Raw genomic sequence first — 12,103 nt, 5'->3', positions numbered from 1 at the left:
CTTTTATTCTATTCTAAAATGTAGTGAAGAAATTGAGAAGTTATTCTAAAATAGAATAAAAGAATTGCTCCTTGGAGCTACCAAGGAGCAATCTTTATCATTGTTAAAAGCTTAAGTTGTTTCATAATGGCTAATTGGACCAAAACAATAGCCCAATGGCTTATATAAAGATATAGCTTTCCTATTATCTCTAAATACACCGAGATGTCAGCGATCAGAGGTTTTTAGTTTATCGATTTTTGAAAGCTCTTTCTCAATTCATCTGAGACACGAATTAATTTTCCCCTTAATTCATCCAACCAAGTTGGCTTATCATTAATTTCCCCATAATCTAATGACGATAACAATCTCGCAAACTTATATAGTTTTGCGTATCTTTGAAACTGTTGAAACTGATTCACTACATCGTTTTCTATAGGAGCTACAGAGCTATACCCGTTCAAAAAAGACTGAACCAGTAAATCTGAATGGAAATTGTCATTATCAATAAAATCGTCAAGAGCCGTAACAATATCTAGTGCAAACCAATGATACATGGCATCGTCAAAGTCGATGATAATGAAACTATGATCCTCATTCTCTTTATAAAACATATTATCCAATTCAAAATCGTAATGTATTAAACCATAAACATCATTTGTAGTAGGTAATGTTTGAAGCCAGGAGCTCACCGTACTTAGTTCCTGAAGTGCTTCTTGTTCTTGCGGGTGCTTTTCAAAAACGGTTTCCATAAATTTTACTTTGTCCACCCAACTCTTTCTTTTTTCAGATAGAGGCTCGAAATTTTTAGACAAACAATGAAGGGAAGCAAGTGATTTTCCCCATTCCTTCATCTGATTTTCGGTAATTGTGTCGGAGTCTAGGTTGGTTCCGTCTGCAGCACTAAAGACTACCGCAATATATGTGCCGTGTTGAGTCTCTATTGTTTCGATTAGTTCTCCACTTATGGAGGGGATTGGTGATACACATGGAAATTTGTTGGACTGTAAATAGTGCATGAACTCTAGCTCGGCTTTTATTTGTTCTATGGAATTATCTTGTTCAAAACTAAATCGTAAAAAGTATGGAACTTGATTATGTTCAAAAACATACACAAAGTTTGAACTTGCGCGCCAAACTTTTAAAGTACCCGCGTCATGTTCCCAAAATTGAATAAGTTGCTGGGCAACAGTGTTGGCAGATAATCCTCTTACCATGATTCCTAAATTCATCATCTTTTATTTTTCCTCCCATTACCTTTGAGAGGAATAAACCCCCATTAAGAGATAAACCCTCTCATCAGCATGTTAATTTGACATTCTCTATTTTTCAAAACGTCACCCCTTCCTAAAATATCGGCTATATAAAAACAGCCATCTTTTATTTTATTCTCCATAAAAAAATTATTACCTTCTGACACATTAAATTAAGTAAAATTCTTCGATAGCTATGCTTGGGTAGACATTGATAGTATTCATTATTTTGATGCTTAGAAAATGAGGATTCCAGCGTTTTTATTTATTTTATTTTTCAGATGGGAAGGAATTGTAGCTCAAGAAAAATGGCCAATTAATAGGGGGAATAAGCATTCGGATTGATCAAAAAATACGAGAGCTAAACATTCCATTTGAGAGAATTCATGAGAAAAAAATGATTGATTAATAGTTTTTATGCATTTTAATACTTTATAGATGATTTTTTATCATGAAAGTGCTATATTAAATTTTATAGATGAATAGTCCTTCGGGGTCGGGTGAAATTCCCAATCGACGGTGATGAAGAAATTCTAAGCCCGTGAGCCTTTTTTAAGGCAGGATTTGGTGTAAATCCAAAGCCGACAGTATAGTCTGGATGGGAGAAGGATGTACGAGTAAGCTTATTTCCTTATGGAGAAAAATACACTCCTAAAGGTTTATTTGTCGATGCTTCATACATAATTACCTGATCCCCCGTAGAGAACATTATCTATGGGGTTTTATTTTTGAGTAAAACCGAACAAAATTTCATATGAGCACTCCTTCGGGGTCGGGTGAAATTCCCAATCGACGGTGATGAAGAAATTCTAAGCCCGTGAGCCTTTTATAAGGCAGGATTTGGTGTAAATCCAAAGCCGACAGTATAGTCTGGATGGGAGAAGGATGTGCGAGCAAGCTTATTTCCTTGTGGAGAAAATACACTTCAAAAGGTTTATTTGTCGATGCTTCCAACATAGATTTCCTAACCACCCCTTAGATTATTCTCTAAGGGGTTTTATTTTTGAGTAAACCCGAATGAATTTCAAGTAGTTCATTCTTTTGAAGTGGGTGAGTTTCAAAACTACTGAATGAAGAAGGAATACTTGAAATCTAATTGAATGCGAAACGAGGTGATGCAAATGTTCACAGGAATTGTAGAAGATTTAGGCAAGGTTAAAGCAATGAAAAGCGGAGCAAATAGCATGCAGTTAACATTAGAATCCAAAAAGATTGTAGAAGACATCCATTTGGGAGACAGTATTGCAGTTAATGGTGTTTGTTTAACCGTTATTTCATTTTCGAATAACCTATTCACCGTTGATGTCATGCCAGAAACGGTAAAGGCTACAAATATACGATCCTTGCAAATAGGACATGTTGTTAATTTGGAACGTGCAATGCCAGCAAATGGACGATTTGGCGGTCATTTTGTTTCGGGCCATGTGGATGGCACGGGTGTAATTTTGAGAAAAAGAAAACTAGAAAACGCGGTATACGTGGATATTGGTATCAGTAAAGAACTAAGTAAATACTGTATGCTAAAAGGTTCGGTAGCGATTGATGGTATTAGTTTAACTATTTTTGATGTTCAACCTACGCAACTGACTGTTTCACTCATTCCTGTTACATTCAGCGAGACCATTTTAGGGATCAAAAGAGAGCATGATACGGTGAACATTGAAAATGATTTACTTGGCAAGTATGTTATTAACCAACTAGAGCGAAAACAAGAAAATTCATCGATTTCAATGGATTTTTTAAGACAAAACGGATTTTAATAAGAGGCGGTGTTTTACGTATGTTCAATACAATTGAAGAAGCAATTGAAGATTTAAAAAGAGGTAAGATCATTATCGTGGTAGACGATGAGAATCGTGAAAATGAGGGGGATTTTCTGGTACTGGCAGATTACGCAACCCCAGAAAATATTAACTTTATGGCTACATATGGTCGTGGTTTAATTTGCACGCCTATTACGAAAAAAATAGCGGATCGTCTCGATTTATTTCCGATGGTCGCTCATAATACGGACAATCATCAAACTGCCTTTACGGTAAGTGTGGATTATAAGACGACGGAAACAGGTATTAGTGCATTTGAGCGTTCAGAAACGACTTTACAACTGGTAAATGCAGAATCGGTAAGCACAGATTTTCGCCGTCCTGGTCATGTATTCCCACTTATTGCAAAGGATAACGGTGTACTTGAAAGACGAGGTCATACAGAGGCTGCAGTTGATTTTGCAAAAATTTGCGGGGTTCAACCTGCTGGTGTCATTTGCGAAATTATGAGTGAGAACGGTGAAATGGCGAGAGTTCCAGAATTAAAGAAAATTGCTGAATTTCATGGATTGAAGTTTGTGACAATTGAAGCATTAGTTAACTATAGATATGAACAAGAACAAACAAGTAAAGCCTAATGCATCACTAATTTGCACGACATTTTTTGAAGAATAATAGATGTTAATAAATTTAAACTTAGGAGTGATGAAGAATGGGAAAAGTATTTGAAGCACAATTAATTGGAACAGATTTAAAAATTGGTGTAGTGGTAGGAAGATTTAATGAGTTTTTAACAGGTAAATTATTGGACGGTGCAATGGATGGTTTGAAACGCCACGGCGTATCCGAAGAAAACATTGATATTGCATGGGTACCTGGTGTATTTGAAGTACCTTTTATGACGAAAAAAATGGCAGAATCCAAAAAATATGATGCTATTATTGGTTTAGGTACCGTTATTCGCGGCTCTACTACACACTATGATTATGTATGTAACGAAGCAGCAAAAGGTATTGCCAGTGTAGGATTATCGACTGGTGTTCCTGTTATGTTCGGCATTGTAACGACGGAAACAATTGAACAAGCCATTGAACGCTCTGGTACAAAATCAGGAAACAAAGGCTATGATGCTGCGGTATCTGCAATAGAAATGGCGAATTTGAATAAGTTATTCTAATAATAAAGTAAATAAGTTTGTATACGTTTCTGGACAGGCTGAAATAAGCCTGTCTTTTTTTACGACCAATTTTAATGGCTTCGAGACCCCAATTCATTCCACACTAATTTTCGAATCTACTAAAAATTCTCTTTTTTTATGCACTACTATGTTATGATAATTTCATCTTAATTTTCAGATAGTAGGGGGATTTTTTGTGAAAGGATTTTTGAACTGGGTGCTTCAATTAGTTGTCGCATTCGTCGGTATTTTGTTAATTAGTGGTTTGCCTATATTAATCACTGGTTTTCAGCACGGAGAATTTTGGTGGAAGGAATATGGACAGCATTTACTTGTTTTATTTCCTGTCGAGGATTTTCTCGACCAACATTACGGTAATCATATTGGAGCGTATATCATTTACTCACTTGAAATATTGTTTCTTGCACTTATCGTTGCGATTTTTTTGGCACTTCTATTTACGATTATGACGATGTTGTTTAAAGAACGAACAAGACAGCGAATTAAAACCTTTTTTTTCTTTTTGGAATCCTTTCCAGATATTTTAGTTATTTTACTTGTGCAGTTAACCGTAATTATGGTTCACAAAAATACGGGTATTTTCATTTCAAAGATTGCGGTGACCGGTGGAGAAAAGATTTATTTGCTGCCTGTTTTTTGTTTAATGATTTTGCCAATGATTCAGCTGTATCGTTTAAGCATGCTGACGTTTGAAGCAGAAGAAAGAAAGATGTATGTAGAACTTGCCAATTCTCTTGGTTTTAGTAAGTTGATTATTTTACTCATACATATTTTCCGAAATGCCATTATTAGTATATTTTTTCAATCGAAAAAGACAATGTGGTTTATGCTTTCGAATCTATTCATCTTAGAACGAATGTTCAATATGCCTGGTATTATGTTTCACTTGAGTAGTAACTTGTCAGGAGAGACGTTTTTAATTACTGTTTGTAGTTTTTTCTTACCTGTCTTCTTATTGTATAGCTTGGGTGAGTGGTACTTCCTACGACGGTTGAACCGGGGAGGTGCTGTTGGATGAAATCTGTTTGGAGGCAACCTTATTTTGTTTTCGGCTTCATCATTCTATCATTCTTTTTAATAGGAAGCTTTGTTTTTGAATGGATTTTTGGACCGGATCCGAAACAAACGTATTTTCTGTATGAAAATGGTCGTGTAGTAGAGGCAGCTCCTTTGTCACCAAGTTGGATGCATCCATTTGGAACCGACCAGTACGGGTATGATATGCTTGCAAAAATTATGCTCGGTGCGAAGTATACGATTATAGCTGCAATGGGTGTTGCAGCAGTTCGTATGTTTATTGCAGTACCACTTGGATTTGCGATAGGGACGTATTGGCAAAAGAGACGTTCATTGATTAATAGCTTCATTGATCCACTCCATTATGTGCCGATGACTATTTTTGCCTATCTGATGCTGTATCCCGTTTTATGGCAGCCAATGGAAGGGTTCTCCACGACTGTTTGGGAACGCATTGTTATTCAAGTGGTGTTAATGGCGATTATTACAGTGCCTATTGTTGCTTCTTTAATTGGCAATGAAGCGAATTTACTATATCACCAGGAATATATTTTAGCTTCGAGAACGCTTGGTGCTAGTCGACGTCGAATTATTACCCGTCATCTATTTCCAATGATGCGCGAGAAACTATTTGTCTTATACGGTCAGCAAGTAGTGGAAACGTTGGTCGTGTTTACGCATTTAGGGCTTCTCCAATTATTTATTGGAGGAACGAAAGTTAGTTATGATCCGATGTTTGGGGATCCACCGAAATCGATTGCCTATGAATGGGCTGGACTTTTTGGTTCGTCGTTTCGTTATTTACAAGGGGTTCCGTGGCTTCCGCTTGCTCCAGCTATCTGTTTCGCACTTCTAATATTAGCGGTTGCTACAATGATTGAAGGGTATACGAGAGCAGTGAGTGGCCAAGTGAAAATTCCAAAGCGGAAGAGAGTCGCGTTTGTGTCGAATGATACAATCGAGTGGAATAAAAAGCAATTACATGAAAAAATGCAGCTTCTTCATAAGAATGAAACAAAACTGTAGGCATTTCGCCTACAGTTTTTTAAATTTGGTTGCGGTTGTTTCTGAATTGATCACACTTATTACACAAATGGTTTTGTCCATTCGTTTATTTCTAATAAAAAACATTATTTACTAAAATAAATTAAGCGGAGTGGATATGTATGAACGGTTAGAAAACTGAAAAATTATATGTATGGATATGCAAAGTGTAATAACGGATTAGGCTTGTCCGTTCATAATGCATGTTTTTTGCGTGGATATGGATAAGGAGAAAACTCTTCCGAAAAAAGTATGTTTCACAAAGTATTGGGGAAATTATAAAGGTATTATGCTCTTACAGGCGTATAAAAAAGTTGTATAATTTTAACATTATTGAAAGAGGTGTTACTGCAATGCCCCAAGGAACATTTGACTTTTCACCACTAAAACAGCAATTAACACAAGGTCTTGAAGATATTTCGTTTGAAATAAATAAAGGTTTAAAAACATTAGAAAAAGATAGTTATTGTGTTTTGGGTGAACTGACGGAGCTCAAGGATAAATTTGAACAAGTAGAAATGGTGGCAGCGTCTTTTTATCTAAATAATTATTTGTCTCCCTTTACTGACAAATACTTGGATATATCTACTTGTATTCAACATCTCTCTCATCAAAGACATGGAGCATTAATTGTGATTGAGCGTGAAGATGAGGTGGATTCATTCATTCGAGGGGGTACTCCTATTGGTGCAACATTGACACATGCTCTATTGGAATCCATTTTTTATCCTGGAAACCCACTTCATGATGGTGCTGTACTAGTAAGGGCGAATCAAATATTTTCCGCAGCAAATATTCTTCCCTTATCTAAGATAGGGTCGAATAAAAAGAAATTAGGTACCCGTCACCGAGCCGCATTAGGTTTAACAGAACAGAGTGATGCACTAGTTCTTGTTGTTTCTGAAGAGACAGGCATTATTTCTTTTGCTATAGACGGGAAACTCCAACCGATTAGTACAGTTAGCTCATTCATTTGAACTTTTTAGTAACAGTACAAAAACTTTGACTGTTTTTATTAGTTAGTTATCAGAATAAATTACCCTCTAAAATCGCTGTTATTCATATTATTATCTCTTTTTAATCGAAAGAAATTCGTTAAAAGCCAAACACCTTGTGGGAAACTAAGTGATAATTGCCATGCACCTATTCCTTGTAAAGGTTTCTATTTACTTATTAGTATTGATCAATAAGATTTATCATGATGTTTTCTTGTTTTACATATCTCAAAGAAATGTAGATGTATGGTTAGTGATTCTAATAAAAAACAATTATTTTCCATTGTATAAGAACGAGCGTTCGTAATATACTATAAGAACAAACGTTCCTTATGGAGGAGTAAATAATATGTACGAAGGGTTAGAAAATCGAAAAATTATATGCATTGATATGCGCAGCTTTTTCGCGAGCTGTGCAGCTGCGGACGCTGGGCTGGATGTGATGAATACACCAATTGCTGTGATTGGAAATTTGGAGCAAAAGGGGAGTATTGTACTTGCTGCTTCTCCCAGAATGAAAAAGGAATTTGGCGTGAAAACAGGAACTCGATTATTTGAAATACCAAATCATCCTTCCATTCGTTTAATCGAGCCAAAAATGGAGTTTTTTGTTCGAGTGTCCCTGGAAATTGCGCGCTACTTAAATCAATTCGTACCCAGTGAATCCATTCATGTGTACAGTGTGGACGAATGCTTTGCCGATTTAGGTGGAACGGAAAAGCTTTGGGGACCAATAGAAAAAACAATCAAACATATACAAGATGGGTTACATTATCAATTCCAATTGCCGTGTGCAGTCGGAATGGGACCAAATATGCTCATGGCTAAACTGGCGCTTGACTTAGAAGCGAAAAAAACTGGGTTTGCTAAGTGGACGTATGAAGATGTTCAAACAAAGTTATGGCCGGTTTCACCACTAAGTGATATGTGGGGTATTGGCTCTCGTTTAGAAAAAACATTAAATAATATGGGCATTTTTAGCGTAGGGCAGCTAGCGAAGACACCCCTTGCGATGCTAGAAGAAAAGTTTGGTGTCATGGGAAATCAACTATATCATCATGCGTGGGGAGTCGACTTATCCAAGCTTGGGGCACCCATTGTAGACGGACAGATTAGTTATGGAAAAGGGCAAATACTGTTTCGTGATTACTGCACGAAAAGAGAAGTGATGGCAGTTTTACTTGAAATGTGTGAGGACGTTGCTAGACGCGCGCGTGAAGCCGAAATGGTGGGAAGAACTATTCATCTTACGATTGGCTATAGTAAAGATGCGTTTGGTGGAGGATTTAGTCGTTCGCGTTCCATTGATGAACCAACGAATGCAACGATGACAATCTATAAAGTATGCGAGCTAATCTTTGACGAGTTTTATGACCGTCGACCCGTTCGAAGAATATCCATTTCCATCACCAATCTAGAACCCGAGCATTCGATGCAGCTAAGTTTGTTTGAAGATAATAAATGGAAAGAACGAAAATTAGGAAAAACAATGGATTACCTTCGAAGTAAGTATGGCTCTACTGCGATCTTGCGTGCAGTGTCCTATACAGAAGCAGGAACCGCCAGAAAACGTGCGGGTTTACTTGGAGGCCATAAAAAGTAAGCAGAAATTAAAGGGAAATGTAAAAGTTTATCGAAGTAAGAGAGGAGGAAAAATAAAGTGATTGAATCCTTAGAAATCACTTAAATGGAAATGAAAGTAGAGGAGGGTTTTATTTGGAAGAAACTATTTTTCAACACATGGACATCGTGCGAGGAATAACGGAGCAGTCCATTAAAAAGATATCTGAAGAGATAGCAGATATTGTACCCAAAGGTTTTAACAATAACATTCACTGGAACTTCGGCCACATTGCATTTACACAGGAAAAACTCGTTTATGGAGTGTTAGGTGAACAGATGAGTCTACCCATTCAATATGAAGAATTTTTTAGTGCAGGCACGAAACCTTCTGAATGGAAAGGAACTCCTCCTTCATTAGCAGAGATTTCTTCGGTTTTATCCGAACAAAAATCAAGAATCAGACAATCCCATCAAGGAAATTTGCACAAAAAACTGCCAACCCCATTTACAAACCGTGCAGGGATCACATTTAACACGGTTGGAGAAACATTTCTCTTTAGTTTTTACCATGAAGCACTGCATATAGAAACGATTAAAAGAATATATCGATCTATTTCTGTTAAATAAGTTTAACCTCGTGTAGCTTTGTAAAAAAGTTTGATTATTAATAATAAAGTTTGATTAAAATCATCCCACCTCTAAAAGAAACTTATAGAGGTGGGATGATTTTTATTGACCACCGTAATGGAATAACCGTACTATCAAAATCTGTTAAAGGTTGAATTAGCTCTCCATTATTAATATCATATATCTCTAGTGTACTGTCTTGTATATGGGTCTTATAGTAATCCTTCTCCATTATGCTTGCTGAGTAACATATTTTGCTGCCTTTAGGAGAAAAGCAAACGCTCCCTCCCAACAACTTATCTATATTAATCTTTTGTAGCCCTCCAGCTATAATATCTAGTATGTATAGATCTCCATTAATATAATCTCCCATATTTGGGCTTGGTGTAACCATAAATACAAGTAAGATTTGTAGCAAAAAGAGGTGCTTTTTTTATTTCAGTTAATTGAGTTGAGATAACAATACTAATTTTAAAAAGGAAAACTTGTGTTTCATCTAAATGTACAAAAGATAGAAAAATGGAACTTTTCTGGTTTTATAACGTATTCAATTAACAAAAGAGAATAATTTTAACATTAGACAAATTATCAGGGGGAACTAGTATGTATAATAAACAAATCAAAAAAATAGGAGGTATCTTATTCTTGATTAGCTCGTGTTTTCTGTTTGCAGGCTGTCTGGAAGAAAATCCTGAACTCCAAGAAGAAGTGGTTGTTTCATCAGAAGATAAAAATATAGAAGCAGTCCAAGCTGTTCTTGAATCGGAATTTACAGTTCCTAACGAAGAATATTTGGTTATTGTCAAAAATATCGATAAAAAAATGACCGAAATAGGCAGCAACACGCCTGAAGCTAATGAAGTAAATGGAGTTGAAGAGTCGGGGGTCTCAGATGAATGGCGTGCCTACGAGGACTTAGTGAAAAAAATGTATGGACCTTACTTTATGGATTATGCTTTTGATACCCTTATTTCTAATGTTATTGCTTTTAAATACCATTATGGATATTTAGGCTTTGACGAAAATGTTCGGTACGAAATGAAAGTTAGTGATATTCTAGTAACTAAAAGTGAGAATAATAACACACCTAAGTTTTATGACTTTACCGCTCAGGTAGAATATACGAATAATGCAGGTGAAGTTTCACAACACGAAGTGAAAGGTACGGCAATTCTTTCTGAACCAGGAAAAATTGGGAAGTTTGAAATAAGGGATGATGGTGGTTTAGGAGAAAAAGTACCAGTGGACCGACAATAACAACAAAACATTAAAATTTTGCACTGCATTCGGGTGGTGCATTTTACTCAGTTTGTTGGAAATGGCAAAATTGATTAAAATATAGCTATTTAAAATTCCTTATTCAACTAACGGATGCTTTACTTGAAGAGCATTGAGTTGCTTAGACAGCTCTTTTCTTATTGAACTAAAGCAGCAGGTTAATTCCACAATAACTGTATTATTCTTTACAAGAAAGTGATGTTCAAAAATATTCATTCAATTCTAGGAGTGAACAATGTTAGCTAATATTAACGACTACTTAAAAGATATAATGGTGTATATTCCCGAAGGAGAAATCCGATTACGAGATTTTCGAAACGAGCAAAAATGGATTAGTTCAAACTATAAATTTGGAATTCCAGGTATTAGAAAAAACTTAAAGGAAATTATATGGAATGTTGAGGTAAAGCCATTTTATCTGGCCAAATATACAGTGACAAGAGAATTTTATGGGATTATTATGGGGAAAGAATTTTTAACATCAACTGAGGCTCGAAAACCAGTTGTTAATGTTACATGGATAGATGCAGTGAATTTTTGCAATTTACTGTCTGATGCACTGGGCTATGACAAGTTTTACGATATTGATAATGAAAGTAAATCAGTTATATGCAATTATGGAACAAATGGTTTTCGGTTACCGACGGATGCTGAATGGCAATATGCATGTAAGGCAAAATCAAAAGGATATCGGTATGCTGAAATTGATGAAATTGCTTGGTATAAAGATAATTCCAAAGAACGAGTACACGAAGTTGGTTTGAAAAATCCTAATGAATGGGGTTTGTATGATATGATTGGTAACGTTTGGGAGTGGTGCTGGGACTTATATGATGAAGAATCATTCGGTAATTACAGAATAATTCGAGGTGGAAGTTGGGTAGAAGAAGAACGTGGATGTGGAGTTACTTGTCGGCGCAAGAGTATGCCTGATTTTTTTATAGATGATATCGGATTTAGAATTGCTAAATCAATTTGTGAATAACAATTATTCAATTACCGGGTGCTTACTTCCAGAAGGAGTAAAGCCTTTTTTCTTGTTCAACTAAAGCAGCAGTTTACTTTAATAAGGGGTCTCGTCAGAAAAATGCGGATTTACAACGTTAAGCCAAAAAAGCACCCAAACGACGCTTTGATAGCTTTTCGATAATAATGCAACTGGTTAATTGAATAATCCTTCTAGGAAAAGCAAAGTAGAATTAAAAAGAGGTTTATATATGCAGATTTTATTTTGTTTTTTATCCTTGTTTCTTTTAAGTAGGCTAATAATGGGTTCTATGAATAGTGAACTGTTAATTAATATTTTTGATAATATGGGTGATGATATTTCAATACTTTTTGGATTGCCTTTACTTTATTTGATTCGAAACTATTTTAAAGAGATAA

The 12,103-nt window shown here is 35.8% G+C and carries 10 protein-coding genes, 2 pseudogenes and 2 riboswitches; of the genes and pseudogenes, 10 read left to right on the top strand and 2 right to left on the bottom strand.

Features of this window, described 5'->3' with window-relative positions:
• Positions 1 to 224: 224 nt before the first annotated feature.
• Positions 225 to 1,214 (bottom strand): phosphotransferase enzyme family protein, encoded by a 990-nt coding sequence (locus MHH81_RS10365; protein ID WP_340920803.1) that lies wholly within the window; start codon positions 1,212 to 1,214, stop codon positions 225 to 227.
• Positions 1,215 to 1,714: 500 nt separating this feature from the next.
• Positions 1,715 to 1,846: riboswitch (FMN riboswitch) on the top strand.
• A gap of 144 nt (positions 1,847 to 1,990) precedes the next feature.
• Positions 1,991 to 2,122: riboswitch (FMN riboswitch) on the top strand.
• A gap of 231 nt (positions 2,123 to 2,353) precedes the next feature.
• On the opposite strand from MHH81_RS10365, the gene ribE reads away from it, so the two are divergent.
• The 8 genes and pseudogenes from ribE to MHH81_RS10325 all read left to right on the top strand — a co-directional run bounded on the left by ribE (position 2,354) and on the right by MHH81_RS10325 (position 9,439).
• On the top strand, positions 2,354 to 2,992 hold the full coding sequence (gene ribE, locus MHH81_RS10360; protein ID WP_340920801.1) for a riboflavin synthase: 639 nt from the start codon (positions 2,354 to 2,356) through the stop codon (positions 2,990 to 2,992).
• 20 nt (positions 2,993 to 3,012) lie between these two features.
• Positions 3,013 to 3,627: pseudogene (gene ribB / locus MHH81_RS10355) on the top strand (3,4-dihydroxy-2-butanone-4-phosphate synthase); the annotation flags it as partial.
• Between the two features lie 80 nt (positions 3,628 to 3,707).
• Entirely contained in the window at positions 3,708 to 4,172 is a 465-nt protein-coding gene (gene ribH / locus MHH81_RS10350; protein WP_340920799.1) for a 6,7-dimethyl-8-ribityllumazine synthase, read from the top strand.
• Between the two features lie 196 nt (positions 4,173 to 4,368).
• Positions 4,369 to 5,211 (top strand): ABC transporter permease subunit, encoded by an 843-nt coding sequence (locus MHH81_RS10345; protein ID WP_340920797.1) that lies wholly within the window; start codon positions 4,369 to 4,371, stop codon positions 5,209 to 5,211.
• Positions 5,208 to 6,236, top strand: a complete 1,029-nt coding sequence (locus MHH81_RS10340) for an ABC transporter permease (protein ID WP_340920795.1) — start codon at positions 5,208 to 5,210, stop codon at positions 6,234 to 6,236. The genes MHH81_RS10345 and MHH81_RS10340 overlap by 4 nt, the downstream gene beginning before the upstream one ends.
• A gap of 371 nt (positions 6,237 to 6,607) precedes the next feature.
• Positions 6,608 to 7,231 (top strand): sporulation-specific diadenylate cyclase CdaS, encoded by a 624-nt coding sequence (cdaS, locus tag MHH81_RS10335; RefSeq protein WP_340920793.1) that lies wholly within the window; start codon positions 6,608 to 6,610, stop codon positions 7,229 to 7,231.
• Between the two features lie 367 nt (positions 7,232 to 7,598).
• On the top strand, positions 7,599 to 8,852 hold the full coding sequence (locus tag MHH81_RS10330) for a Y-family DNA polymerase (protein WP_340920791.1): 1,254 nt from the start codon (positions 7,599 to 7,601) through the stop codon (positions 8,850 to 8,852).
• Between the two features lie 113 nt (positions 8,853 to 8,965).
• A complete protein-coding gene (locus MHH81_RS10325; protein WP_340920789.1) occupies positions 8,966 to 9,439 on the top strand; it encodes a DinB family protein in 474 nt (157 codons plus the stop codon).
• A 100-nt stretch (positions 9,440 to 9,539) separates the two neighbouring features.
• Here MHH81_RS10325 and MHH81_RS10320 read toward each other — a convergent pair.
• Positions 9,540 to 9,842 (bottom strand): annotated as a pseudogene (locus MHH81_RS10320) (S9 family peptidase); the annotation flags it as partial.
• Between the two features lie 200 nt (positions 9,843 to 10,042).
• On the opposite strand from MHH81_RS10320, the gene MHH81_RS10315 reads away from it, so the two are divergent.
• Both MHH81_RS10315 and MHH81_RS10310 read left to right on the top strand, forming a co-directional pair.
• Positions 10,043 to 10,696 carry a hypothetical protein gene (locus tag MHH81_RS10315; protein ID WP_340920787.1) on the top strand — a complete coding sequence of 218 codons (654 nt, stop codon included), beginning with the start codon at positions 10,043 to 10,045 and terminating at the stop codon, positions 10,694 to 10,696.
• A 256-nt stretch (positions 10,697 to 10,952) separates the two neighbouring features.
• On the top strand, positions 10,953 to 11,702 hold the full coding sequence (locus MHH81_RS10310) for a formylglycine-generating enzyme family protein (RefSeq protein WP_340920786.1): 750 nt from the start codon (positions 10,953 to 10,955) through the stop codon (positions 11,700 to 11,702).
• The last annotated feature ends 401 nt before the right edge of the window (positions 11,703 to 12,103 follow it).

The sequence above is a fragment of the Psychrobacillus sp. FSL H8-0484 genome, from assembly GCF_038005325.1.
Classification (GTDB): domain Bacteria; phylum Bacillota; class Bacilli; order Bacillales_A; family Planococcaceae; genus Psychrobacillus.
Note: the sequence above shows the minus strand (reverse complement) of the source record. Positions and strands in the feature narration are given on the sequence as shown.

Excerpts from the sequence above, each read along its gene's own strand:
- MHH81_RS10310 (WP_340920786.1), top strand. The coding sequence starts at position 10,953 with ATGTTAGCTAATATTAACGACTACTTAAAAGATATAATGGTGTATATT.
- MHH81_RS10315 (WP_340920787.1), top strand. The coding sequence starts at position 10,043 with ATGTATAATAAACAAATCAAAAAAATAGGAGGTATCTTATTCTTGATT.
- MHH81_RS10330 (WP_340920791.1), top strand. The coding sequence starts at position 7,599 with ATGTACGAAGGGTTAGAAAATCGAAAAATTATATGCATTGATATGCGC.
- MHH81_RS10340 (WP_340920795.1), top strand. The coding sequence starts at position 5,208 with ATGAAATCTGTTTGGAGGCAACCTTATTTTGTTTTCGGCTTCATCATT.
- cdaS (WP_340920793.1), top strand. The coding sequence starts at position 6,608 with ATGCCCCAAGGAACATTTGACTTTTCACCACTAAAACAGCAATTAACA.
- MHH81_RS10365 (WP_340920803.1), bottom strand. The coding sequence starts at position 1,214 with ATGATGAATTTAGGAATCATGGTAAGAGGATTATCTGCCAACACTGTT.
- ribH (WP_340920799.1), top strand. The coding sequence starts at position 3,708 with ATGGGAAAAGTATTTGAAGCACAATTAATTGGAACAGATTTAAAAATT.
- ribE (WP_340920801.1), top strand. The coding sequence starts at position 2,354 with ATGTTCACAGGAATTGTAGAAGATTTAGGCAAGGTTAAAGCAATGAAA.